The 26,323-nt window shown below is 50.7% G+C and carries 21 protein-coding genes, 1 tRNA gene and 1 riboswitch; of the genes, 8 read left to right on the top strand and 14 right to left on the bottom strand.

Going from position 1 to position 26,323, the window contains the following annotated elements:
* Positions 1-147: 147 nt before the first annotated feature.
* Together ACS18Q_RS04265 and cobO are read left to right on the top strand one after the other, a co-directional pair.
* Positions 148-1,446, top strand: coding sequence for a methyl-accepting chemotaxis protein (locus ACS18Q_RS04265; RefSeq protein WP_158140974.1), 1,299 nt, complete (start codon positions 148-150; stop codon positions 1,444-1,446).
* A gap of 147 nt (positions 1,447-1,593) precedes the next feature.
* Complete coding sequence (cobO, locus tag ACS18Q_RS04260) at positions 1,594-2,199, top strand: cob(I)yrinic acid a,c-diamide adenosyltransferase (protein WP_441257424.1); 606 nt, start codon at positions 1,594-1,596, stop codon at positions 2,197-2,199.
* A gap of 138 nt (positions 2,200-2,337) precedes the next feature.
* Here cobO and ACS18Q_RS04255 read toward each other — a convergent pair whose 3' ends face one another.
* The 3 genes from ACS18Q_RS04255 to apbC all read right to left on the bottom strand — a co-directional run bounded on the left by ACS18Q_RS04255 (position 2,338) and on the right by apbC (position 6,444).
* Positions 2,338-4,452, bottom strand: a complete 2,115-nt coding sequence (locus ACS18Q_RS04255; protein WP_441257423.1) for an AsmA family protein — start codon at positions 4,450-4,452, stop codon at positions 2,338-2,340.
* A 98-nt stretch (positions 4,453-4,550) separates the two neighbouring features.
* Positions 4,551-5,192: a uridine kinase gene (udk, locus tag ACS18Q_RS04250; protein ID WP_004726628.1), complete on the bottom strand. Its 642-nt coding sequence runs from the start codon at positions 5,190-5,192 to the stop codon at positions 4,551-4,553.
* Between the two features lie 175 nt (positions 5,193-5,367).
* On the bottom strand, positions 5,368-6,444 hold the full coding sequence (apbC, locus tag ACS18Q_RS04245) for an iron-sulfur cluster carrier protein ApbC (protein ID WP_441257422.1): 1,077 nt from the start codon (positions 6,442-6,444) through the stop codon (positions 5,368-5,370).
* 158 nt (positions 6,445-6,602) lie between these two features.
* Between apbC and metG the strand changes: the two genes are divergently transcribed.
* Together metG and ACS18Q_RS04235 are read left to right on the top strand one after the other, a co-directional pair.
* Positions 6,603-8,654, top strand: coding sequence for a methionine--tRNA ligase (gene metG / locus ACS18Q_RS04240; RefSeq protein WP_038151364.1), 2,052 nt, complete (start codon positions 6,603-6,605; stop codon positions 8,652-8,654).
* A 220-nt stretch (positions 8,655-8,874) separates the two neighbouring features.
* Positions 8,875-9,681, top strand: a complete 807-nt coding sequence (locus tag ACS18Q_RS04235) for a hypothetical protein (RefSeq protein ID WP_014205518.1) — start codon at positions 8,875-8,877, stop codon at positions 9,679-9,681.
* Positions 9,682-9,747: 66 nt separating this feature from the next.
* Here ACS18Q_RS04235 and udp read toward each other — a convergent pair whose 3' ends face one another.
* From udp to ACS18Q_RS04220, 3 genes are all read right to left on the bottom strand, one after another.
* A complete protein-coding gene (gene udp / locus ACS18Q_RS04230) occupies positions 9,748-10,509 on the bottom strand; it encodes a uridine phosphorylase (protein ID WP_004726632.1) in 762 nt (253 codons plus the stop codon).
* Between the two features lie 258 nt (positions 10,510-10,767).
* Positions 10,768-13,062: a zinc/cadmium/mercury/lead-transporting ATPase gene (locus ACS18Q_RS04225; RefSeq protein ID WP_441257421.1), complete on the bottom strand. Its 2,295-nt coding sequence runs from the start codon at positions 13,060-13,062 to the stop codon at positions 10,768-10,770.
* Between the two features lie 156 nt (positions 13,063-13,218).
* A complete protein-coding gene (locus ACS18Q_RS04220) occupies positions 13,219-13,635 on the bottom strand; it encodes a CBS domain-containing protein (protein WP_004726634.1) in 417 nt (138 codons plus the stop codon).
* A gap of 267 nt (positions 13,636-13,902) precedes the next feature.
* On the opposite strand from ACS18Q_RS04220, the gene ACS18Q_RS04215 reads away from it, so the two are divergent.
* A complete protein-coding gene (locus tag ACS18Q_RS04215; RefSeq protein ID WP_172475415.1) occupies positions 13,903-14,856 on the top strand; it encodes a sensor domain-containing diguanylate cyclase in 954 nt (317 codons plus the stop codon).
* A gap of 58 nt (positions 14,857-14,914) precedes the next feature.
* Here the strand turns inward: ACS18Q_RS04215 and moaE are convergent, their stop codons facing one another.
* The 5 genes from moaE to moaA form a co-directional block, all read right to left on the bottom strand.
* On the bottom strand, positions 14,915-15,370 hold the full coding sequence (gene moaE / locus ACS18Q_RS04210) for a molybdopterin synthase catalytic subunit MoaE (RefSeq protein WP_014205521.1): 456 nt from the start codon (positions 15,368-15,370) through the stop codon (positions 14,915-14,917).
* A gap of 1 nt (position 15,371) precedes the next feature.
* Positions 15,372-15,617 carry a molybdopterin synthase sulfur carrier subunit gene (moaD, locus tag ACS18Q_RS04205; protein WP_004726637.1) on the bottom strand — a complete coding sequence of 82 codons (246 nt, stop codon included), beginning with the start codon at positions 15,615-15,617 and terminating at the stop codon, positions 15,372-15,374.
* Positions 15,614-16,093 (bottom strand): cyclic pyranopterin monophosphate synthase MoaC, encoded by a 480-nt coding sequence (gene moaC / locus ACS18Q_RS04200; protein ID WP_004726638.1) that lies wholly within the window; start codon positions 16,091-16,093, stop codon positions 15,614-15,616. Before moaC ends, moaD begins: the two co-directional genes overlap by 4 nt.
* A 9-nt stretch (positions 16,094-16,102) precedes the next feature.
* Positions 16,103-16,615: a molybdenum cofactor biosynthesis protein B gene (moaB, locus tag ACS18Q_RS04195; protein ID WP_441257420.1), complete on the bottom strand. Its 513-nt coding sequence runs from the start codon at positions 16,613-16,615 to the stop codon at positions 16,103-16,105.
* 70 nt (positions 16,616-16,685) lie between these two features.
* Positions 16,686-17,675 carry a GTP 3',8-cyclase MoaA gene (gene moaA, locus ACS18Q_RS04190; protein WP_441257419.1) on the bottom strand — a complete coding sequence of 330 codons (990 nt, stop codon included), beginning with the start codon at positions 17,673-17,675 and terminating at the stop codon, positions 16,686-16,688.
* Positions 17,664-17,802: riboswitch (molybdenum cofactor riboswitch) on the bottom strand. (Overlaps the previous gene by 12 nt.)
* A 182-nt stretch (positions 17,803-17,984) precedes the next feature.
* On the opposite strand from moaA, the gene ACS18Q_RS04185 reads away from it, so the two are divergent.
* Positions 17,985-18,875, top strand: coding sequence for a YvcK family protein (locus ACS18Q_RS04185; protein WP_441257418.1), 891 nt, complete (start codon positions 17,985-17,987; stop codon positions 18,873-18,875).
* Here ACS18Q_RS04185 and luxU read toward each other — a convergent pair.
* The 3 genes from luxU to uvrB all read right to left on the bottom strand — a co-directional run bounded on the left by luxU (position 18,864) and on the right by uvrB (position 22,887).
* The gene (luxU, locus tag ACS18Q_RS04180; protein ID WP_004726642.1) at positions 18,864-19,202 is read right to left on the bottom strand and encodes a quorum-sensing phosphorelay protein LuxU; all 339 of its coding nucleotides are present in this window, start codon (positions 19,200-19,202) and stop codon (positions 18,864-18,866) included. The two genes, ACS18Q_RS04185 and luxU, sit on opposite strands and share 12 nt — an antisense overlap.
* Before the next feature lie 6 nt (positions 19,203-19,208).
* Entirely contained in the window at positions 19,209-20,612 is a 1,404-nt protein-coding gene (luxO, locus tag ACS18Q_RS04175; RefSeq protein ID WP_004726643.1) for a quorum-sensing sigma-54 dependent transcriptional regulator LuxO, read from the bottom strand.
* A gap of 244 nt (positions 20,613-20,856) precedes the next feature.
* Entirely contained in the window at positions 20,857-22,887 is a 2,031-nt protein-coding gene (uvrB, locus tag ACS18Q_RS04170; RefSeq protein ID WP_055466263.1) for an excinuclease ABC subunit UvrB, read from the bottom strand.
* 599 nt (positions 22,888-23,486) lie between these two features.
* Between uvrB and ACS18Q_RS04165 the strand changes: the two genes are divergently transcribed.
* Positions 23,487-23,562 (top strand) — tRNA-Asn (locus ACS18Q_RS04165).
* A gap of 353 nt (positions 23,563-23,915) precedes the next feature.
* Positions 23,916-26,213, top strand: a complete 2,298-nt coding sequence (gene pflB, locus ACS18Q_RS04160; RefSeq protein WP_441257417.1) for a formate C-acetyltransferase — start codon at positions 23,916-23,918, stop codon at positions 26,211-26,213.
* Positions 26,214-26,323: the final 110 nt, after the last annotated feature.

Here is a 26,323-nt window from a genome sequence, read left to right as displayed (position 1 = left end):
GAGTTGCAGTTGATGTTGTTGAAACGCATGTTGAATACATCGGCTCACACACTTCCGCCAAAAAGCGGTTCATGCGGCTTGTAATCATCCGCTATTACGACTAAATAACTGATGGTTTGACCTAGTTTTATTTGTTGAGGGAATGACATGTTTGGGTCCAAGAAAACTCGCCACACCATGGAAGCATTGCAACAAGAACGGTTTCAGTTCGAATGCTTTAAAAACGCCATCAGAGAACAAGTACCGTACATCGAATTTACGCCTGACGGCCACATCCGCTTTGCCAACGCACTCTTTTTGAGTGTGGTCGGATATACCCTAGAGGAAGTTCAAGGCAAACATCACAGCATACTTTGTTTTCCTGAAGACACCGCCAAAGCGGACTATCAACAGTTATGGCACGACTTAAAAAGCGGCCACCCCGTTCGAGGTCGATTCATTCGCAAAGACCGCCACGACAACGCCGTTTGGGTGGCTGCGACGTACTTTCCGGTACTTGAGCATGGCCACGTCGCCTACGTGGCCAAAGTGGCGTCGAACGTCACTCAAGAGCAAGTGGAATTAGAGCGAAATCAGGCACTGCTCAAAGCAATGGACAAGTCACTGGCGGTGATTGATTTTACGCCCGATGGCACGGTTCTCAGCGCCAACCGAAACTTTCTCGCCTGTTTGGATTATCAGCTCAACGACATTGTCGGTCAGCATCATCGCCTATTTTGCGAAGATGATTTTTACCAAAACAATCCCAATTTCTGGGCCGATCTCGCCAGCGGAAAAATTCAATCTGGTCTGTTTAAACGCCGGGACAAGCACGGGCGCGTGATCTGGTTGGAAGCCACCTACAACCCCATTTTCAATCACGAAAACAAGGTGGTGAAGATCATCAAGTTGGCGAGCGACATCACCGAACGGGTTGAACAAGCCATGGTCGTACGCGATGCCGCGAAAAAGTCCTGTCAAATTGCCGAAGACACCGTCTCCATAGCTCGTCAGGGGCAAGGCTCCATTGCATCGATGTTGTCGAATTCCAAAGAGATCAATGCTGCGGTCGATGTCGTCAGTGGGTTGATTGAAGAACTCAATCGCCAATCGAAGAACGTCGAGGCCATCGTGTCTACCATCAGCGACATCGCCGAACAGACCAACTTGTTGGCACTCAATGCGGCGATTGAAGCGGCGCGAGCAGGCGATCAAGGACGCGGATTTGCCGTGGTCGCCGACGAAGTCCGTAAACTGGCCTCTCGCACCTCAGCATCCACGTCTGAAATCGCATCCGTGATCGACAAAAACTCGCAAATCATTGGCAATATCGATCACACCATCAAAGTCGTGTTTGATAAAGCCTCACACGGCGAGAATCAAGCCAACACCGTCTCACGTGTGATTGAAGAGATCATCTACGACGCAGATCTGGTGTCGGAAACCGTGCAAAAACTCTCCATTTAGCGCTCGGCAGGCTGCGCCGCCACCGGTTGGCAGCCTTCGCCCGCGTCAACACACGTATCTTGCCTATATCTCCATGCTTTTCGTTGGTGTTTGCCATTCACGAGTTGGGCTATCATAGCGGGAATATCACAACAACAAGGATTGCGCATGTCCAGCGAAGAGATCAAACAAGAACGCCATCAAGCACGACAACAGAAAGTCAAAGAACAAGTTGATGCGCGCGTTGCGGCCGCACAGGAAGTGAAAGGCTTATTGCTGATCATCACTGGCAACGGTAAAGGAAAATCCACCTCAGGTTTTGGCACCGTTGCGCGTGCAGTGGGCCACGGTAAACAGTGTGCCGTGGCACAATTTATTAAAGGCACTTGGGACAACGGTGAACGCAACCTGCTGGAAAAACTCGGCGTTGAATTTCAGGTCATGGCAACGGGCTTTACTTGGGAAACGCAAAATAAAGAGAGCGACACGGCAGCCGCACAACTGGTGTGGCAAGAGTGCAAACGCATGCTGCAAGATGAGTCGCTGGATGTGGTGCTGTTTGACGAACTGACTTACATGGTGAGTTACGGCTACATCGACCTCGATGAAGTGGTTGAGTCGCTCAAGAATCGCCCGTACATGCAATCGGTCATCATCACGGGCCGTGGCGCCCATCGTACGCTGATTGACATGGCCGATACCGTGTCTGAAGTGAAAAACGTGAAGCACGCGTTCGAGTCCGGCGTGAAAGCGTTACAAGGCGTGGATTGGTAAACCCGCACTGCGCCGCCGCTTCTCTTCTTCACCATTGCGTAAGGAAGACCCTGCGCATCTCATCACCACCATAAAAAAGGGCTGGATATGCCAGCCCTAGATTGGTTCAGTACGTCAACTGATTGAGGTGTCGAACGCTTATTTGAATAGCCCTTTGAGTAAGCCATCCACCGCTTTCTTGGTATTCTCGTCTTTGATCTTGTCGTTGAGTTTCTCAAGGCCACGATCTATCTCTTTTTGTGCTTTCTGTTTCAGCACATCATCAAATACCAGTTTGAATTTCGGATCTGCCCATTGACCAGAGACGTTGATTGGAATGGTCACGTCGCGAAGTTCATCAATGTTCTTGCCTCCCTGCCCTTCCAAGGTTCCGACGATTGAGGTGCGCACCAGAAAATCGACAGTTTCCTGCAGATAGTTCGCTTTGCCTTCACCATGAATGCGCAGCAAAGGCGATTGCATGTTGAGGTTATCGGTGGTCATTTCGCCTTTGTTCAGCTTCAGGGTCGCGGTCATCGCGCTGAAATCGGTTTTCTGCACGGAATCGACATCCGTCACGGTCTGGCCTTTGATCTTGGCGTAATTGGTACGAATGAGCTGCGCCACGTTGATCCCGTTGACGGCCCCATCGGCAAAATTAATCGCCACCGTACCCGCGAGATTCTGTTTGATCCCCGTTGGCGTCAGGCTTTTCCCTTGCACGTTGACATCGATGTTCCCGGTGCCTTCCAGTTTGTCGTTATCCAACACATCTTTCAGCAGCGGCTGAACCTTGATGCCAATAGCAGTTTTCTTCACAGTGTATGTGGCTGGTGTTTTGCGCGCGTCAATTTGCGCGGTTGCTTTCACACTGCCGTCATACAGATTGGCGGTAAACGATTTGAGATCGATCACGCCCCGGTTCACCGTAAAGCTGGTTTTCACGTTCTGCATTTTTGCGTTGCTGGCTTTAAATTTATCGATGGCGATATCACCCGCGACATCCAACGTTTTCAGTGCCGACAAATCCGGTTCAACCTCAGCTTTGTCTGAAGAACTCTTGCCTGCAGAACCACCAGCGGCTGGCTTGCTTTCAGCCGTTGCTGTTGACTGATTGAGCCCGAGGAATTCATCCAAATCGATATCTGGGCTGTGCAGATTAAAGCGGACTTTGGGAATATCCCCCAACACCACGTTGGCTTTTCCATCGAACTGCAATGCGTTGGCGGTGAGTTTATCTAAAACCACACTCAGCGCATTTTTGGTCATATCAAACGCGACTGAAGATTGCATGGTCACCTTCATCGGTGATTGTGGCAACGCCGCACCATCAAGGTTGGCGGTTAAATCCAGCTTCTCAACGCTCACGTGACTGATTGCCTGATCAACGGTCACCGAGGCACTGCCGTTGGCGTCCAGTTTCATCTGCGAGGCGGTGCCTTTGGCTGAGAATGTCAGCGCGTTGGCTTTATCAAACTCAAAGGTTGCCAAAGCCAGTTTGGCTGAATCAATACGCGTGCTTGGATCGCTGAAATTCGCATCAAGCGTGATATTGCGCAGCGCATATTGTTTGAAATCTTTCGACAGCTTGATTTCCGCGTTACCACTGGCGCCAAACTGCTGTTGGTTGTTGCTGCCTTTGGCTGCAAAATCCACACGAGTCCAAGCGTCAGCAGCAAATTCAGACACTTGCAACTGCACATCGTACAACTTGGTTTGTGTGCCCGCTTTGCGATCCTGTATTTCAAGCAACGCATTGTTGATGGAAACACCAGCGAGGTTGATTGACCAATCCTGCGCCGCAGAAGCCGAGTCATTGGCGGTCGGTGTTTCTGCTGCCGGAGCGGTCTCTTTCGCATCGTTCGATGGGGTCGAGGTCTGCGCTTTGGTCAGGCTGTCTAAGTTCGAGCGGCCATCTTTGAGCGTTTCCAGATGCACTTCGGCACCGTCTAGGCGGATGTTGCCGATCTGCAACTGTTTATCAAACAGCGGCATCACCGACACATCAATCCCGACGCTGTCGACTTTAAATAGATTCGGGCTACTAAAGCCTGATGGGTTTTTCAGTTCGGTTTTGCCCAACTCAAACCCAATGGAGGGAAAGAATTGCCAACCGATATCGCCTTCGATCACCAGATCAAGGCCAGTTTGCTTCTTGGTTTGCTCAACCAACAAGGGCTTAAATTGGTTGGGATTGACCAAAATAACGAGGGCTGCGATCGCGCCTAGCACGACGATCAACAATGCAGCAACGCACAGGAACAGTTTTTTCATCTGCTTTTTTCCTTGCTTGACGGATAAAGAAAGTGGCACCTAAAGTGCCACTTATACGAAGAAAAATAAAGTCAGCTAATGCTAAGCATTGGTTAAATTTACGATTTTAGCAACTTCGCAATATGCGCTTTTAACACGTCAATCGCGATGCGGTTTTTACCGCCACGCGGCACGATGATGTCTGCGTACTGTTTAGACGGTTCAATAAACTGCATGAACATAGGGCGTACCGTCTTTTGGTACTGAGCCAACACCGATTCCATGGTACGACCCCGTTCTTCTACATCGCGTTTCACGCGGCGCAGCAGGCAGATGTCCAGTGGGGTGTCCATAAAGATGCTTGCGTGCATCAAATCACGCAGACGCGGATCCGTCAGCAGCAGAATGCCTTCTAAAATGATCACCTTCTTTGGTGTCATCGTGGCCGTATTTGAGGTGCGAGTATGTTCAGTGTAGCTGTATTCAGGGACGTCAACCGCTTCACCACGGGTCAGCTTTTGCAGGTGTTCACAAAGCAGATCGTGGTCTAGCGCACTCGGGTGGTCATAATTGGTTTTGACACGTTCTTCCATGCTCAGATGGCTTTGGTCTTTGTAATAGCAATCTTCCGTGATCACACCAATTTGATGGTCGCCTACTTTCGCACGCAGTTCATTGTAAATGGTACTGGCGATGAGGCTTTTCCCAGAAGCAGAAGCGCCAGCGATACCGACGATGACGCATTGATTATTATCAGACATGTATGTGCACCCGATACGTGAAGATGAGGAAACTAAGATAAACCGCCTGATTATAGGGAGTTCACAAGGTAGATACCAGTTTGCAGTGGAGCAAAGTATCAATAATTTCCCTGATCGAACAACATTAAAACAGAGCAAACGATTACATTCACTCTGCAAATATTTGTGATCTAGATTACTCCACCAAAGCGAAGCTGATCGGGTCCGGTTTCGCTTTGCCTTGCCAATATAACTGAGCGCAAATTCGCTCCGCCAAATCTAAATACAGCGCGGTATGTTCACTGTCTGGATGTGCCACGACAGTTGGATTGCCCGCATCAATATCTTCACGCATCTGAATGTGCAGCGGAATTTGCGCAAGTAGCGACAAACCATATTCCGCCGCCAGCGTCTGCGCGCCACCGACACCAAAGATGTGCTCTTTTTCGCCACAATGGCTGCAAATATGGTAGCTCATGTTCTCCACCAGCCCCACCACCGGCACATCGACTTTTTCGAACATCGCCGCGCCTTTACGAGCATCCGCCAGCGCCAAGTCTTGCGGTGTGGTCACAATCACCGCGCCCGTCACCGGAATTTGCTGCGCCAACGTCAATTGGATGTCACCCGTGCCCGGTGGCATGTCGAGCACCAGATAATCCAGATCGGGCCATTCGGTTTCATTGAGTAACTGGGCTAACGCTTTGGACGCCATCGGGCCACGCCAAATCGTTGCATCGGATTTATCCACCAGATACCCAATCGATTGAGTGGCAATACCATGAGCCATTACCGGCTGCATCCATTTGTTGTCGCGCACCGTTGGTTTGGCATCCGGCTGACCAAACATCATGGGCACAGATGGCCCATAAATGTCGGCATCCAAAATCCCGACTTGGGCTCCGCAAGCGGCAATCGCCAAGGCTAAGTTCCCGGCGGTGGTTGATTTACCCACCCCGCCTTTAGCTGAGGTGACCGCGATGATGTTCTTCACCCCTTTCAGTGGATGAGTGACCTGCGTTTCCAGCGCTTTGGGTTTGACTTGAATCGCGTATTCAAACGGCGCAACCGCGTGTGACGCTTGTTGCGTGGTCAGCCACGCGTCGAGCGCTGCGACAACACCGCGGCAAGCAAATGGCAGCGCAATCACAAACGCGCCCGTCGGGGCCACAGACACAATACCAGCGGTTGATGCCCAATCGGCCACCAAATTCGGATGGGTAAATTGACTTAACCAGGAACAGAAATCCTGTTTGGACGTAAACGTAAGCATAAGTCCTCCTTTTGAGGTCATGCTATCACTCTCATGCATCAGACAGAACCCTTAAAAAGTTAAGGCTTTGCCCCTACTCACGCCTTGGCGTTAACAGCGTCATCAGGTAGTATTATCTATCACATTAAATACCTATCAAACAAAGCGAATAATTAAGTATGGCAACTGAACCAAGAAAACTTTTGGTAACTTGTGCCCTTCCGTACGCTAACGGTTCGATCCACTTAGGTCATATGCTTGAGCATATCCAAGCGGATATTTGGGTTCGTTACCAGCGCCTACGCGGCAATATTGTAAACTTCATCTGTGCTGACGATGCTCACGGCACGCCAATCATGCTTAAAGCGCAACAGATGGGTATGACTCCGGAAGAGATGATTGCTGCGGTCAGTGAAGAGCACCAAAAAGACTTCGCAGGTTTTGATATCAGCTTTGATAACTACCACAGCACACACAGCGAAGAAAACCGTGAACTGGCTTCGCACATTTATCTGGAACTGAAAAAGAACGGCTTTATTTCCAGCCGCACCATTTCTCAGCTGTTTGACCCTGAGAAAGAGATGTTCCTGCCAGACCGTTTTGTGAAAGGCACCTGCCCGAAATGTAAATCAGAAAACCAATACGGCGACAACTGTGATGCCTGTGGCGAGACGTACAGCCCGACTGAACTGATCAATCCAAAATCAGCGGTTTCTGGCGCAACACCAATCATGAAAGATTCTGAGCACTTCTTCTTCGATCTGCCTCAGTTTGAAAGCATGCTGAAAGAGTGGACACGTTCTGGCTCACTGCAATCTGAAACGGCTAACAAAATGCAGGAGTGGTTTGAATCTGGCCTGCAACAGTGGGACATTTCCCGCGATGCGCCTTACTTCGGTTTTGAAATCCCGGGCGAGAAGAACAAATTCTTCTACGTGTGGCTGGATGCGCCTGTCGGCTACATGGCGTCGTTCAAAAACCTATGTAATAAGACAGACGGTCTAGACTTCGATGAGTACTGGAAGAAAGACAGTACCGCAGAGCTGTATCACTTCATCGGTAAAGACATCGTTTACTTCCACAGCTTGTTCTGGCCAGCGATGCTGGAAGGCAGCGGCTTCCGCAAACCTAACAACGTGTTTGTGCATGGCTACGTGACGGTAAACGGCGCGAAGATGTCGAAGTCGAAAGGGACGTTCGTGAAAGCGAGCACTTACCTAAACCATTTGGATCCAGAGTGTCTGCGTTACTACTACGCAGCAAAACTAAACAGTCGCATTGATGACTTGGATCTGAACTTGGAAGACTTCACGCAACGTGTCAACGCAGACGTCGTGAACAAGATTGTCAACCTGGCATCACGTAACGCAGGCTTCATCACCAAACGTTTCGACGGCAAACTGTCTGACAGCTTCGCCGAGCCTGAGCTGTACAACGAATTTGTCGCAGCAGCCGATCGCATCGCTGAGCTGTATGAAGCGCGTGAATTTGGCCGCGCCATTCGTGAAATCACAGCGCTGGCAGACAAAGCCAACCAATACGTTGATGAAAAAGCACCTTGGGTGGTCGCAAAACAGGAAGGACAAGATCAAGCGCTGCAGGATATCTGTACCGTGGGCATCAACCTGTTCCGCGTGCTGCTGACTTACCTGAAACCGGTGATGCCGGGCCTTGCCGCGCGCACAGAAGCTTTCCTGAACCAAGAACTGACTTGGGACGGCGTGGCTCAACCGCTCACTGGCCACACCATCAGCGCGTTCAAAGCCCTGTTCAATCGTATCGATCCAAAACACATCGAAGCGATGATTGAAGCGTCACGCGAAGAAGCGGCTGCCGAGAAAGCCGCCGCGGAAGCAGCAGCGCCAAAAGCACAAGAAACTGAACTGAGCAAAGACCCGATCGCAGCAGAAATCGAGTTTGATGATTTCGCGAAAGTGGATCTGCGTATTGCCAAGATCGTGTCGTGTGAATCGGTACCGAAAGCAGACAAACTGCTGAAATTCCAATTGGATATCGGTGGCGAAATGCGTCAAGTGTTCTCAGGCATCAAAGCGGCGTACAACCCAGAAGATCTGGTGGGTAAATACACCGTAGTCGTTGCCAACTTGAAACCACGTAAGATGAAGTTCGGCATGTCTGAAGGCATGATCCTCGCCGCAGGCCCCGGTGGCAGCGAGCTGTGGATTCTGGAACCCCACGACGGTGCACAGCCGGGTATGCGTGTGATGTAATCACCCCATCCGCGAACACCATCTGACCATCAAAAGCTCTCGGCGCCCACCAGCCCGAGGGCTTTTTTATTGAACCAGCTCACACTTTTAGTTCACATTGCACAATTCGAGTGCAAATCATTTGTTTTATTTTTGTTAAACTATTGATTTATAAAAATAAAAAACTTGGCATCAAGACTGCTAACTCCTTCGTAGTATAAACACTAACAAGGAGTTGGTTATGTTTGTCTTTATCTCGATGCTCATTTCAATCGGCATACTGTGCCTGATGTTCTTCTTTGCCAAACAAAGAGAATCGACCCTTCAGCGCAAATACGAACTGCTCGTCGACCTGCGCCAATTGCTCTATTTATGTCGCCAACACCGCAGTGCGACGCATCATGCACTGATGTTTGGTGAACACCGCGAGACGGAACTGAGTCACCTGCACGACTTGATGCACGAAAAATCCAACCATTTGATCGCCACGGCTCACTTTGACAACAAACCCATGTATCGCATTTTACAGTTGAAGCTCAAAGCATTGATGAAAGAATGGTCTGATCGCACCATTGCGCGCAACCAAATGATCCACGGCAAAGCAATTCGTCACTGCATGTTCTTGATGGATGAAGTCATGCTGGCGTGGCTAGTGGAATCTAGCCGTGAAGATTTGAGCGATGAGTACCACATGAACTGGCAGCAAGTCATCGACACCATGGACGCCCTGACGCAACTGCGCATCTGCATTGAAGACATGCACACGCACGACGGTCGTTCACGTATGCAACACTACTGCGATTTGGTCCGCCGCAAATTAAACCAATTGGCGCTGATCAGCCCGCTGTCGATCGCATCACCAGCGTGCTCCAAAGCCATGCACACACTGGCCGAATTGCATGACAATCCGATGTATGACATCGATGCCGAACAGCTCTACCAATTGACGTCCGATGTATCGCTGAGCATTGCCCATGTGTATGACCAGATGCTGGCTGATTTAACTGAAAGCCTGTATCTACCGCTCCCCAAGCTGGTGATTGCGTAAAGGCCAAACGCCAGACATAAAAAAACGCCACCCGGAGGTGGCGTTTTTGATGAAATTTGATGAAGCTTATTTCAGCATTTTACGTGCAGCTTCAACCACAACTTTGATAGAGCGCGCTTCGGTTTCTTTCAGCGTTGAATGGTCTGGGATCTCTTTCTGCGTGCGGTTGATGATCACACCTGCCACACAGCCCGCTTTCAGGCCTGAACTTGCACACATGGTCAGCAGCGTGGCTGATTCCATTTCAAAGTTCAGCACGCCCATTTCTTGCCACTCTTTCATCGAGCCTTGGAAACGACGTACCACACGACCTGTGAACGTGTCGTAACGCTCTTGGCCTGGGTAGAACGTATCGCTGGATGCCGTCACGCCCATGTGAACGGTCGCACCGCTCTCTTCTGACGCCTGTTTCATCGCAGTTGCCACTTCAAAGTCAGGCACTGCAGGGAACTCCATTGGCGCAAAGTGCAGGCTTGCACCGTCAAGACGTACAGAGCCCGTAGTCACAATCATGTCACCCACGTTCACGTGAGGCTGAATCGCACCAGTGGTGCCCACACGAAGGAATGTACGAACACCCAATTGCGCCAGTTCTTCAACCGCAATCGAAGTTGATGGGCCACCGATACCTGTTGAACACACCACAACGGATTGGCCATCTAGCTCAGCGCGGTACAGCGTGTATTCACGATGGCTTGCCAGGAACACAGGGTTTTCCATCAGTTCCGCGATCTTTTGCACGCGTGCAGGGTCACCCGGAATGATCGCCAATGTTGCACCATTCAGATCGGCTTCAGTAACACCAAGGTGGAATACGGCTTGAGACATAAGTTACTCCTTCATTGTGGCTTATTCAGCTCATAAATATGTTTGGGTACCGTGCTACTTTAACGGAGCAGACCCAAACAGTAAGTGATAGCAATCACAAGATTTAACGCAATAAATAGTTACATTTCAATAAAAATAGATCTTAATCACATAAAATCATGATTCTGATGCAACTATGCGCAATATCACTACCAACGCTGAATACCGTGACATGGCAAGGCCCACCCTTGCCATGAGTCAGTATAGACACAAACATCGCTACTTCTTGAACTTTAACAACCGCAGCGCATTTAATGTCACCAGCGCTGTCGCGCCACTGTCAGCAAGGACCGCCACCCACAATCCCGTCACGCCCAGTAAACTGGTGACTAAGAAAATGCCCTTTAGTCCCAATGCAATGGTGACGTTTTGGCGAATGTTGCTCAAGGTCGCTCGGGAGAGCGCAATCATACTGGCCAGCTCGGTCAGTCGGTTGTGCGTAATCGCTGCATCTGCGGTTTCCAGCGCAACATCCGTTCCGCCGCCCATCGCGATGCCAATATTCGCTTCTTTCATTGCGGGCGCGTCGTTGATGCCATCGCCCACCATCGCGACGTGATGCTGCTGCGCCAGTTGGCGCACAAACTCCACTTTGTCTTCCGGCATTAAGCTGGCCTCAAAATCCATATTGAGCTGGCTGGCGATCGCTGCGGCACTGCGCGGGTTATCCCCGGTTAACATGGTGGTCGTAATGCCCATGCGATGCAGATCCGCGATGGCTTGCTGCGCGTCGTCTCGCAACGTATCTTGCCAAGCCACCAAGCCAATCACGTGCTCGTCCTCAAACGCAACGACCACGGTTTTTCCCTGTGCTTCAAGCGTGGCAATGGATTGGGCCACCGAAGCTTCCAGCGTGACATCGACCTTGCTTGGCGCCAACACGCGATACTGCTGCTCACCAATACGTCCGCTCACACCGCGGCCAACTAAGGCTTGTTTATCCTCCGCGGGCGGTAACACAACGCCGCGTTGCTGCGCGGTGTCCACCAGCGACATCGCCAGTGGATGACGAGAGCCCTGCTCGATGGCCGCAGTCATCGTCAACAATCGTGCTTCCGACCAACCGGAAAACGCAACAAGGTCGGTCACCTGTGGTTTACCTTGGGTCAACGTGCCGGTTTTATCAAACGCCACGGTTTGAATACGGCCGAGTTGCTCCAGCGCCGCGCCGCCTTTAATCAGCGCGCCACGACGCGCCCCTGCAGCCAACCCCGACGTTATCGCAGCCGGTGTGGAAATGACCAGCGCACACGGACAGGCAATCAGCAGCATCGCTAAGCCGCGGTAGACCCACGTTTCCCAAGGCTGGGCAAATAACAGTGGCGGCACCGTGACCACCAACAGCGCCACGACCATCATCAGCGGCGTGTACCAACGGCTGAATTGGTCTAAGAAACGCTCCATGGGGGCTTGGCGGGCATCCGCCTCTTCGATCAGATGCAGAATGCGGTCAATTGCATTCTCGCCCTGACGGGAGGTAATTTTCAGTTGAATGACTCGGTCAACCACCACAGCACCCGCGACCAACTGATCGCCTTGATGGTGGTCAACCGGCAGAGATTCACCGGTCAGCGCACTTTCATCCAGACTGGCTGCGCGCTCCAGCAGCACGCCATCAGCGGGCAAACGACCACCGGGGGCCACTTCCACAATATCGCCCGGGTTCAACGTGCTGACCGGGACTTCCACTCGCTGGCCTGAGACCAAACGAACGGCTGTTTCCGGCACCAGTTCCATCAACGATTGCACGCCGCTGCGCGCTTTTGAGGCGGCAAAGGCTTCCAAGCGTTCACCGATCAAGAACAGCAGCAAGACCATCGCCGCTTCAACGGTTTCACCCAAGTACAATGCGCCCAATGCGGCCACCGTCATCAGGGTTTCGATGGCAAACGGCGTGCCTGATTTAGCCAATTTCCACGCTTTGCTGGCAATGGGGATCAAACCGGCCAGACAGCTCACGACGAATATCCAATGCCCACTTTCTGCAGACCATAAGCTCACCAAGGCACCTACTGCCATCAGGGCGGCCAGCACGATGATGCGTAGCGTTTCGGTTTCAAGCAGTGGATGACGCGGCGAGGTTTGCTCGGCAGTTGATGCCGCTTGATCGCTGTAAATCTTAAAGCCCGTATTGGTCACGGCCTGCTCGATCGCGGTTGCTGTGGCCGCGCTGTTAAACTGCACCACCAACTTCTCGGTCGCAAACAACACCCGCGCATCAACGATATCGCTCAATTGATTCACTGCGGTTTCGATTTTACGCGCGCACGATGGGCAATCCATGCCGGCCACGCGCCAGCTCTGTTTGAATGTTGACGTGCCCTTGGCGGGGTCGTCTTCGTCAGGGCCATCGGGCCCGCTGCCTGTGTCAGACGAGCAACAGCTTCCTTCGGGGGCGCGCACGCCCGCAGGATGAATAGATTGGATTTTTGGACTTGCCGCGCAGCAAGACACAGATTGGATCGCTGGCGCTGCTGATTTTTCTGAGCGACAACCTTCATGTTTGGTACACATAACCGATCTCCTTTTATCAGGCTTGGCTCAATGCTACACCTTGGAGTCTACTCCAAGGTCAAGCGTTATTTCGCATTCTCGCGCTCGGACGCTGAAACAACCGCAGAAACAACAAAAGGCACCGCAGTGCCCTTTGTCCCACATTGTCGCCGTCGCTTAAACCGGATGCTGAAAACACGCGGAGAGGTATTTCCCAATCGCCTGAAGCACGTCACGTCGCGTAATGATGCCCACCAGCTTGCCTTCATCCACCACGGGGTACACCTTCGGTTTGCCCACTTTCATCATTTCGGCCAACTCGATGATCGACATTTCCGGCGAGACCGACAGCACCTCTTGATGCATGCAATCGCTGACAATATGGGTGTCCTGACAGTGGTAACTCACTTTGATCAGCTTTTCCAACAAGTCCTGTTCAGACAAAAAGCCAATCACGCGTTCTTGATCATCAATCACCGGGCCGCCCAAGTGGTTAGAATTCATCACCCGTTCCAACGCTGCCGACATCGACATATCGGGTTTGAAGGTCACGGCTTTCACGGTCATGTAGTCTCTTACTTTCAACGAATCCATCGCGCTTCTCCTTAATCGCTCGCAAACTCATGTTGCGTATTTAGTAAGTGTTGACTAATTTCTTGATTTTACTAAATGGAAAACCCCAATTTTGTTGATAGTTTTTTTCGATGAATCCCCGTCCCGTGCACACCACTCGCCTCACGTTTTAACGTCAACACGATAAAATCCGTCTTATTTTTTGTTCCTGCGTGACGAAGCAAGCTTTTCCCTGCGTTTTCATCTATATGTTAATTATTGACTCAACCATCAATAGAGCCAACTATGGTGAATTCTGTCTTCTACTCAGTGATTACGGCCAACCCGGATCTACTGCATGTGGTGTTTGAAGCCTTGCCCGAGCCCACATTTTTGATAAACCATGACGGCGTGTATGTCGAAGCATGGGGTGGTACCGACACCCAACGTCACCATGATCCCACCAGCATTATCGGCATGAATCAGCACCAAGTGCTCCCACCGGATAAAGCCGCTTGGTTTACACAAGTGATCGCACACGCCATTCACAGCGGTGAAGCGACCGAGCTGGAATACGATTTAGATCCCAAACAGATGCCGTGCTTTGAGGGGTTAGAAGGCCCGACAGACGTGCAGTTTTTTACCGCACTTGTGGTGCCGTTGCCAAACACCGAATACGTACTTTGGATTGTTCGCAACATCACGGAATACAAGCGAACAGTCGACAAGCTGGCGCGTCACCAACTGGAGTTGGAACACCTGACGCACATCGACCATTTAACGCAGGTGTACAACCGTTACGCCATGGATTCGCTGTTGCCACAGGCGCTCGATGTCGCCAAGCTCGAACAGGTGTCCAGCGCGCTGTTTATGATTGATATTGACTGTTTTAAGGAGTTCAACGATCGCTACGGACACCTGCAAGGCGATGAAGCCCTCAAGCAAGTGAGCCAAGCGTTGAATCATTGGAAGCGAAAAGGCGATCTCTGTTTTCGTTATGGGGGGGACGAATTTTTGTTGTTTATTCCTGACATCAGCATCGAACAGTGCGAACACAAAGCACGTCAACTGTTGCAAGACATTCAAGCCTTGCATATTCCCCACCACGCCTCGCGAGTCGGTGACGTGCTGTCGGTGACCATCGGCATTCAGCACTGCCTGCGGCTCGAACCGAACATGACTGCTGAAAAATTGGTCGCGATTGCCGACAAAGCACTGTTTCATGCCAAACACCAGCAGCGCGGCACACTGCACATTTACTGACGCAGGCAGAATCAAAAAAGCAGAGCCATTCGACTCTGCTTTTGGGTTCATCAGCGGCTTATTGCTGCCAACGTTCTGCTGCTTTGGCGTCCGACTCACGGGAATCGACCCAACGCGTGGCTTCGGTCGTGCGTTCTTTCTTCCAGAACGGCGCTTTGGTTTTGAGGTAATCCATCACAAACTCGCACGCTTCAAACGAAGCACTGCGATGCGCACTGCTCACGCCCACAAACACAATTTGATCGCCAATGTCCATGTCACCAACACGGTGAATAACACGCACATTCTGCAATGGCCAGCGGCGCGCCGCTTCATCACAAATCTCAAGCAAGGCTTTTTCGGTCATGCCCGGGTAGTGCTCCAAATGCAATCCCGTCACATTGTCGCCAAGGTTCATGTCGCGCACTTTTCCAACAAAGGTCACCACTGCACCGGCTTGTGTGCCCGCAGAAAGTTGCGCGTACTCATCGGCAACGGAAAAATCCTGTGTTTGAACAGAAACTCGATTGTCCATATTAACCTCCGGTCACAGGGGGGAAGAACGCCACTTCATCGCCATCATTCAGCGCGAAGTCCATCGGCACGATCGCCTGATTCACAGCCGCCAGCAGCTTGCCGGGTTCCAGTGCCAGCGACCACTTCCCTGGCTGCGCAGCCAAATGCGCACGTAAGGCTTCAACGGTGGCAAATGACGCGTCCAACGTCAGCGCGTCGCAGCCGACCAACTCGCGGGTTTGCGCGAAAAACAGTACTTTGATCATGCATCCACCTTAAAGTGACCCGATTTGCCGCCGGTTTTTTCCAACAGACGAACCTGTTCAATCACCATGTCTTTTTGCACGGCTTTACACATGTCGTAAATGGTCAATGCAGCAACGGAAGCCGCGGTCAGCGCCTCCATTTCCACGCCGGTTTTTCCCGCCAATTTGCACACAGATTCAATACGCACGCGGTTTTCCGCTTCAATTGCTTCCAATTGCACTTCGACTTTCGACAGCAGCAGTGGATGGCACAGTGGAATCAACTCCCAAGTGCGTTTCGCCGCTTGAATCCCCGCGATACGAGCCGTCGCAAAGACGTCCCCTTTGTGATGTTGTCCCGAGAGGATCAGTTGCAACGTTTCCGGTGCCATCTGCACAAAAGCTTCAGCACGCGCTTCACGAACGGTGTCGCTTTTCGCGGAAACATCCACCATGTTCGCTTCACCGGACGCGTTGATGTGGGTCAGTTGACTCATGACGCCCCCTTACACCGACAGGTGCGGCATAAAGTTACATGGGCGATGGCTGGCATCCATTTGTTGGCGAATGATCTTCGTCCAACCAGTGCGACAGGCGCCGGTTGAACCCGGCATCGCGAAAATCACCGTGTGGTTGGCAAAACCGGCAACCGCGCGAGACTGAATGGTCGAGGTGCCAATTTCTTCATAAGACACCATGCGGAATAATTCGCCAAAGCCTTCCACTTCTTTATCAAACAGCGGTTTCAGCGCTTCTGGCGTGCTGTCACGTGATGTAAAGCCAGTACCGCCTGTGATCATAATCGCTTGTACGTTTTCATCGGCGATCCACTGAGACACCACCGCGCGAATTTTGTACATGTCATCGATCACGATTTGTTTGTCGATCAAGTGATGACCGGCTTCCTGAAGTTGTTCGGCGAGGTAACGACCAGATGTGTCGTTCTCTTCTGTGCGCGTGTCAGATACCGTCAGAACGGCAATATTAGCAGGCTGAAATTTGCTTTCTGCGTGACCCATGAGTCCACCTTTATCAATAATCGTTGAATGTGTTGTCGGCCAGGCCCGTGAGCCCAGCAGAAAAAGAGAGTTAACCGCCAATTGACGCCAGATGCGGCGTCATTCCGGTATTGCCATCATGCAGGAAGTGGCTGACCGATTTGGTTTGCAGTTGGGCTTGAATACGCTCAATCAAGGCTTGGTGTTGTCCGTCATCTTGCATGAGATCGCGCAGCTCAACACCGTGCTCGCCAAACAGACACAGGTGCAGCTTGCCAAGCGCAGAGATGCGCAGGCGATTGCAACTGGTACAGAAGTTTTTCTCGTACGGCATGATGAGGCCAATTTCACCTTGGTAATTGGCATGCACAAACACTTGCGCCGGACCATCGTTGTTGGCGCGCGCTTTGAGGATCCACCCATCAGCAATCAGTTGATTGCGAATCGCCGTGCCTGACACGTGATGGCGGTTGAACAGATCGTCCATTTCGCCGGTCTGCATTAATTCGATAAAACGCAGTTGAATCGGACGATGTTTAATCCAGTTGAGAAATTGAGGCAGTTCCAGCGCGTTCAGGTCCTTCATCAACACCACGTTGACTTTGACCTGCTCATAGCCGACTTCAAATGCACGGTCGATGCCTTGCATCACCTGATGAAAACGGTTTTCGCCGGTAATTTGGTGAAACATGCGCGGGTCTAAGCTGTCGACACTGACATTGATATGGGTTAAGCCCGCCGCTTGCCACTCTTCAACACTTTTCGCCATGCGATAACCGTTGGTGGTCGTCGCCACTTTTTGAATACCCGGGGTCGATGCCACCGTATGAATAATGTCAGTAAAGTCTTTGCGTAGAGAGGGCTCACCGCCCGTAATGCGCACTTTGGAGGTCCCACACGTAGCAAACGCATTCACAACACGTTTGATCTCCGGCAGGGTTAAAAAAGAGGAATTCTTATTCCCCGACGGGTGATACCCATCAGGTAAGCAATAAGTGCATTTAAAGTTACAGACATCTGTAACCGATAAGCGTAAATAGTAGAACTTACGCTGAAAACTATCTTCAAATTGTTGCGCCACGTCACACCTTTCCAAACACGGGAGGCATAACCATTTCCAACTATGCCCTTGTGGCTCGAAACCACTGGCTTATTCACCATATCCTACCGCAGGACTTAGCTGAATAAGCTCGGAGTAATGGCAACTAATGCGCCCACGTTATGGGTTACTCATTAGCAGCTGCTTGGTAAAATACTTAAAAAGAGTGCGGGATTCCAGTGTAAACGCGAAAAAAACTTGCGTGTTACTCAAATTACCCCGAAATCATTATGAGATATAAATCGTATCCTCTAAATTGTAGCGGATTGTAAAAATATAAGAAGAAGAGAGATGACTCTGTATCAAAACAAAAAAGTGGTCGCAATTGGCGGTGGCCACGGTTTAGGACGCATGTTGGCTGCGTTAAAAGTGTTTGGTGCCAATGCCACAGGCATCGTCACCACCACCGACAACGGCGGATCCACCGGGCGCATTCGTCATTGCCAAGGCGGTATTGCGTGGGGCGACACCCGTAACTGCATCAATCAGCTCATCACCGAACCGTCGATCAGTTCGATGATGTTCGAATATCGCTTCAAAGGCGCCGGCGAGCTGGATGGCCATAATTTGGGCAACTTGATGCTCACGGCGTTGGATCATCTGTCCGTTCGCCCGCTGGAAGCGATCAATTTGATCCGCAGCATGCTGAAAGTGGATGTGAATATCGTCCCGATGTCCGAGCACCCGTCTGATCTCAAAGCGCTGTCGATGGATGGCAAATGGGTGACCGGCGAAACCAGCGTGGATGAAATGCAGCAGGATTTACGTCGTCTGGATCTTGAACCTGAAGTTCCGGCCACGCGTGAAGGGATCGTCGCGCTGTCTGAAGCTGATGCGATCATTCTGGGCCCTGGTAGTTTTCTCACCAGTATTATGCCGCCGCTGCTGCTCCCTGAACTCGGTCAGGCCATCGAAAACAATCGCCACGCGAAACTGATTTTCGTGGAAAACTTATCGCCTGAATATGGCCCCGCAGGTCGCATGACGCTGCGCCAAAAGCTCGAGTGGTGCGAGCGTGCCTGTCATGGTCGAAAAATTGATGTGGTTCTGGGGGATGAAGCGCATGCGGATTTAGACAGTGACTGGAATTGCGTCACCCGTGATTTAGCATCACCCAACCGCGACTGGCGTCACGACCGGGTGAAACTGCGTAAAGCCATTGAAGAGCAGTTAAGCAATTAACTGCGCATAGCTCTGGCGTGTATGCTGGATAAGGTCAATCATCATGGCCGTATCCAGCGTTGCATCAATGGTACTTCCCAGCTTCGCGCGACTGTCAATATCAATCGCTTTCGCACACAATTGATCCGCACCAAAACTGGCGGCACTGCTCTTCAGAGCGTGGCTAATTTCTTTGAGATATTCCAGCTTATCGCCAAAGGTGACATCACTGAGATTGTTGCGATAAGTATCGAGTTCACCTAAGAAAATCTCCACCAATACCGGGACGTTTTCTTCACCAATTTCTTGGGCCAGATTATCAATCTTGCTGAGATTCATCAGTTCCATGTGCGCTTACTTTTCCTTTTCCTGCACCTTTTCATTCCAGGTTTGCAGCTTGCGGTAGATGGTAGATGGACTGACATCCAAATAGCCCGCAGCACGCGGAATATTGCCATCACAGGCCTCGATTGCTTTTTCGATCGCCTGCTTTTCTGTCATCCATAACGGGAAAATTTCATGCACCGACACCGGCGCCGGGCTGGCTTTCGGGACATTGATGCGTGAGTCACTCAATTGGTTCAGCGGTGGCGGCAGCATTGTCAGCGCAATTTCACGCCCTTCATTAAGCACCACCACGTTGCGCAGCACGTTCTGCAGCTGGCGCACGTTCCCCGGCCATTCGTACTGTTTGAAGCGCTCAACGACATCTGGCGCCAAACGTACAAAGCCTTTACCTTCTTCTTTCGACATGTACCCCAGTAGTGAATACGCGATTTCAATCACATCATCGCCGCGCTCACGCAAAGGGGGCAAATGCAACGGAATCACGTACAGACGGTAATACAAGTCTTCACGAAAACGCCCTTCTTGCACTTCTTTCCAAGGGTCACGGTTGGTCGCACACACAAAACGCACGTCCACACTCTTCATTTTAGACGATCCGACTTTCTGGAAGGTCCCGGTCTGAATAAAGCGCAGCAGCTTGGTTTGCAGATCCAAATCCATTTCACACAGCTCGTCCAAGAACAAGGTGCCGCCATCGGCCAGTTCTGCCGCGCCCTGACGATCCGTCGCCGCGCCAGTAAACGCGCCTTTGACGTGACCAAACAGCTCACTTTCAATCAGATCTTTGGGAATGGCCGCACAGTTAATGGCAATGAACGGCTTGTCGCCGCGCTTGCTGGCCGCATGGATGGCTTCGGCGCACACCTCTTTGCCGGTACCACTTTCGCCTGTAATGAAAATACTCGCTTTACTGGTGGCCGCAGAGTCGATGGTGCGATACACCGCCAACATGGTCTGGCTGCTGCCAATGAACCCTTGGTAATTCTGATTACCTGGATTGTCGGTCTCGTTTTTGAGTTTGTTTGCCTTGCGAATGGCGTTGTTGACCGTCACACGCAAACGGTCGGCTTCGCACGGTTTGATGAGGAAATCTTGCGCGCCGTGGCGCATGGCTTCGACGGCGGTATCAATAGAGCCGTGAGCCGTCATAAAAATCACCGGCACATCCGGTGAACGCTGTTTCACCGCGTGCAAGACGTCCATACCCGTCATGTCTGGCAGGCGCAGATCGAGGAGGATCAGATCCGGCTCGCGATGGGCGATACTCTCGATCGCTTCACGTCCCGTTCCGACAATGTTGATATCGATCTCGAGCGGTGTCAGGTACGAACGATACAACGCCGCAACCGACGCCGTGTCTTCGACCATCAGCAAATATTTCGCTTTATGATGAATATCATTTAATTGCATAACCTAGCCATTTATCGTTTGCATTTTGCTTAATAGTCGCATTTGAAGTTGCATTTTGCAAATTCAAAGCCATATTACCGTAAAAATAATGTCAGAATTTTCTTAGAATCACACAGATACAAACTGGCACAGAATATGCTTTTATTGAATTGACCCGAGAGGGTCACCTAGCCAACTGACGTTGTTAGTGAATATGATATTCACGATATAACAGCCAATAGAACCGTTTCTATTGGCTATTTTTTTAGCTGTTGACGATGAACTGCTGGCGCAATGCCTCAAGTTGGTCACGTTTTTCCGCTGCCAATTCAAACTCCAAATCCTGTGCATGTTTGTACATCTGAGCTTCGAGTTTGTTGATCTCTTTTTCCAACTGCTGTGGTGTCATAGTATCGTAGCTGGCTGACGTTTCCGCAACTTTCGCCAATGGCACAACTTTGCTGGTGCGCTGTTTACGCGATTTCGTGATATCCCCCAACTCCATGATATCTTTCACATTACGTTTCAATGCTTGGGGTTGAATGCCCATGGATTCATTGTACGCTTGTTGTTTTTCACGACGGCGGTTCGTCTCATCCATCGCTTTTTTCATCGACTTGGTGATGTTGTCCGCGTACAAAATCGCTCGACCTTCTAAGTTACGTGCTGCTCGGCCGATGGTCTGAATCAATGACCGCTCCGAACGCAAGAAACCCTCTTTATCGGCATCCAGAATCGCCACCAGCGACACTTCTGGCATATCCAGACCTTCACGCAGTAAGTTAATGCCCACTAACACGTCAAACAGCCCTAAACGCAGGTCACGAATAATTTCCACCCGCTCCACAGTATCGATGTCTGAGTGCAGGTAACGTACTTTCACATCGTGTTCATGCAGGTATTCGGTTAAATCTTCCGCCATGCGTTTGGTCAGCGTCGTCACCAGCACTCGCTCATCTTTCGCGGCACGAATACGAATCTCAGACAACAGATCATCAACCTGAGTCGCCACTGGGCGAACTTCCAATTCAGGGTCAAGCAAACCAGTCGGACGCACCACTTGATCGGCGATGTCGTTGCCCGATTTTTCCAACTCGTAATTGCCTGGCGTCGCCGAGACAAAAATGGTTTGCGGCGCTAACGCCTCGAACTCTTCAAATTTCAGGGGGCGGTTGTCCAGTGCCGATGGCAGACGAAAACCATATTCCACCAACGTCTCTTTCCGGGAACGGTCACCTTTATACATCGCGCCAATTTGTGGCACCGTCACGTGGGATTCATCGATCACCAATAACCCATCGTGAGGTAGGTAATCAAATAGAGTCGGAGGCGGCTCGCCTTCCGAACGGCCACTGAGATATCGCGAGTAGTTTTCAATCCCCGAGCAGAATCCCAGCTCGTTCATCATTTCGATATCAAACTGAGTGCGCTGCGAAATACGTTGCTCTTCCAACAGCTTATTATTGTCGAGCAAGTATTGGCGACGTGATGCCAGCTCCACTTTGATGTGCTCAATCGCCTCCAGAATACGCTCACGCGGGGTGACATAGTGGGTTTTAGGATAAACCGTAAAACGAGGCAGATCGCGCTGCTTAATCGCCCCCGTCAGCGGGTCAAAAATACTGATGCACTCCACTTCATCATCAAACATCTCCACGCGCACGGCATCTTGGTCTGACTCTGCCGGGAAGATGTCAATCACTTCGCCGCGTACACGGAACTGACCGCGTTCAAATGCCACATCGTTGCGTGAATACTGCAACTCCGCCAGCCGACGCAGCATGTCACGCTGATTAATCACATCACCACGGCGCAAATGCAGCATCATTTTCAGATAAGAATCCGGGTCACCCAGACCATAAATCGCCGACACTGACGCCACGATAATCGCATCTTTCCGTTCTAACAGTGCTTTGGTGGCCGACAGACGCATCTGCTCAATGTGGGCGTTGACCGCCGCATCTTTCTCGATAAAGGTATCGGTGGTGGGCACATACGCTTCAGGCTGGTAATAGTCGTAATAAGAGACGAAATACTCCACCGCATTGTTCGGAAAGAAACTTTTCATCTCGCCATACAACTGGGCAGCCAAGGTTTTATTCGGTGCCAGCAAAATCGTCGGACGCTGCGCTTTCGCGATCACATTCGCTAAGGTAAATGTTTTCCCTGAACCCGTTACCCCAAGTAGCGTCTGGTGAGCCAAACCCGCATCGACGCCGTCTAACAGTTGTCGAATGGCTTCGGGCTGATCACCAGAAGGTTGATACTCGGAGACCAATTCAAATGCTTTGCTCATGTCGTCCTCATTATGCCTGGGTATCTATACAGTTTATTGTCGCTTTACGTCCCCACCAAAGGCAAGCAAATATTCCGCTTGTGGCGACGAATCGACCAATCCTCAATGCCTTCATCAACATACGGTCAGCTTGTGCTTTCGATCGCGTAAAAAATTGAAATAGTATTGGCTTCTAAAAAATGACTTTGGTATTATTCTCAGCCCTATCTGCCGTCCGGCTCCTTTTCTCCTAAAAAATAATCCACGGGTTTTCCCCAGTTTTTCTAAATTTAACCTCAATTTAACATCCATTACCATTCAATTACTCAGTTAGATCTTCTGTGGATAATTAAGAAAAAACCAATAAAACCAACCCAATAGCCACAAATGGAAATCGATTGCATCGTGCAATTTAGTCACACGTGGTCTAAAAAATATAATTGCTCAAGATTCATTAACACACTTATCCACAAATTTAGTGGATAAGTAAATCAAGCGCATATCCTGTAAGGGGTACAGAAAAGTAAAGCGTTTCGAAGAAATTTTTTTCGCCGATTTTTCAGCCGCAAAGGTTGACACACCAATCTCAGCTCGCTACCATCCGCCCCGCATTCAGCAATTCCCCCTTAGTTCAGTCGGTAGAACGGCGGACTGTTAATCCGTATGTCGCAAGTTCAAGTCTTGCAGGGGGAGCCAAATTCGAAAGCCCAGCGAATCAATCGCTGGGCTTTCTTCGTTTTATCTCGTCGAAAACAGAGAGCATGTCTCGATGACATTTTCCGCCCCCGAGTCAATCCCAGCTGAATCCCGCTGACACTAACCATACGGCCACGTGCCCTCACCCATCTTGTCTTGTCACCCAGCCATCATTTTTTGCATAAAAACGAATATAACCATCTGTTTTTAAGATTAATGCACAAAAATCATTTAAAAAATGAAAAGCATTCATTTTACTCATACCGATTAAATCCATACGATTTTAGTGGTTAAGAATGGTTCCGTCCACTCGTCGCCTCCATTCTATTTATCAATAACTTAGGGATTTATTTATGACTATTCCGACCACTGATATGCTCGACGCATGGGCTGGGTTTACTGCCGGTGAATGGCAGCACTCGGTCAATACCCGTGATTTCATTCAGAGCAACTACACCCCGTACGAAGGAGACGAGTCCTTCTTGGCTGATGTGAGCCACTCAACCTCAACACTCTGGAACCAAATCCTCGAAGGCATCAAAGAAGAAAGCCGAACGCACGCTCCAATCGATTTCGATACAGATTTACCGTCAACCATCACCTCTCACGACGCCGGTTATATCAATAAAGCGCTCGAAAAGATTGTCGGCTTGCAAACCGACCAACCGCTCAAACGCGCCATCATTGCCAATGGTGGTATTCGTATGGTGAAAAAATCGTGCGAAGTGTATGGCCGTGAACTGGATCCGACCGTTGAGAAAATCTTTACCGACTATCGCAAAACGCACAACACCGCGTGTTTCGATCTCTATACCAAAGACATTCTCGCTTGCCGTAAATCTGGCATCATCACGGGCCTGCCCGATGCCTATGGTCGTGGCCGCATCATTGGTGACTACCGCCGCCTTGCTTTGTACGGTATCGACTTCCTAAAAGCCGACAAGAAAGCGCAGTTCGATTCCACACAAACGTTTCTTGAACACAGTGCTGATTTAGAAAAAATGTTGCGTTTGCGCGAAGAACTTGCCGACCAAATTCATGCGCTGGAAGACATTCGCCAGATGGGGCTGAAATACGGCATCGACATGTCTTTGCCAGCTAAAAACGCGCAACAAGCCATTCAGTTTACCTATTTTGGTTACCTCGCTGCCGTGAAATCACAAAATGGCGCGGCGATGTCTCTGGGACGGACATCCACATTCTTAGACGTCTATTTGGAACGCGATTTGGCGTCAGGGGTGATCACTGAAGCACAAGCGCAAGAACTGATTGACCACTTTATTATGAAGTTGCGCATGGTGCGTTTCTTACGTACGCCAGAATATGATTCCCTTTTCTCAGGCGATCCGATTTGGGCGACAGAAGCCATGGCGGGAATGGGCGTTGATGGCCGCACATTGGTGACAAAAACGACATTCCGTTATCTGCATACGCTGCACACCATGGGGCCTGCACCTGAACCTAACATGACGATTTTGTGGTCAGAGCAACTGCCAGCGGCATTCAAACATTACGCGGCCAAGATTTCGATTGAAACCTCTTCTGTTCAATACGAAAACGACGATTTAATGCGACCTGATTTTAACAACGATGATTACGCCATCGCCTGTTGCGTCAGCCCGCAAATCGTGGGCAAGCACATGCAATTCTTTGGCGCTCGTGCAAACCTTGCCAAAGCGTTGCTGTACACCATCAACGGCGGTGTGGATGAAAAATCCAAAGCGCAAGTCGCGCCAGCCACCGAGAAAATGCTAGACGCCACGTTGGATTTTGATGCAGTGATGACCCGCTTTGACAGCACATTGGATTGGCTCGCCACCCAATACGTCACCGCCTTAAACATCATTCACTATTCCCACGACCGCTACAGCTACGAAGCATCTCTCATGGCACTGATGGATCGCGATGTGTATCGCACCATGGCCTGTGGCATTGCTGGACTCTCAGTTGTGGCAGACTCTCTCGCGGCCATCAAGTACGCCACCGTGACGCCGATTCGTGATGAAGAAGGTATTGCGGTCGATTTCGACATCCAAGGCGACTATCCAAAATTTGGCAACAACGACGCACGTGTCGATGACATCGCATGCGACTTGGTGGAACGCTTTATGAAGAAAATTCAGCGGATGCACACCTATCGCGAAGCCGTTCCGACCCAATCGATCCTGACCATCACGTCCAACGTCGTCTACGGTAAAAAAACCGGCAACACACCGGATGGCCGCCGTGCAGGCATGCCGTTTGGCCCCGGCGCTAACCCGATGCATGGTCGAGATGAAAAAGGCGCAGTCGCATCATTGAGCTCAGTGGCAAAACTGCCATTTGCTTACGCAAAAGATGGTATTTCCTACACCTTCTCCATTGTGCCCAATGCGCTTGGCAAACATGAAGCCGCACAGAAGCAGAACTTGGCAGCATTGATGGATGGTTACTTCCACCACGAAGCCCATGGTGACGCTGCGATGGTGGAAGGTGGACAACACCTGAATGTCAACGTCATGAATCGTGAGATGTTGTTGGATGCGGTTGAACACCCAGACAAATACCCGCAGTTAACTATCCGCGTGTCAGGGTATGCCGTGCGTTTCAACTCACTGACCCGTGAACAACAACAAGACGTCATCACTCGAACGTTCACGAACAAGCTTTAACCGCCTGTTCGCGATCGGCCACACACATCACGGATAACAAGACCGATCGTCAAACGCTTTGCTCGCATCCCTGTCCTACCTGGCGGATGCGAGCTTTTTTGCCTTGCCAC

Origin of the sequence: Vibrio sp. Vf1514, from assembly GCF_052076135.1 — a bacterium.
GTDB lineage: Bacteria > Pseudomonadota > Gammaproteobacteria > Enterobacterales > Vibrionaceae > Vibrio > Vibrio furnissii.
Note: the sequence above shows the minus strand (reverse complement) of the source record. Positions and strands in the feature narration are given on the sequence as shown.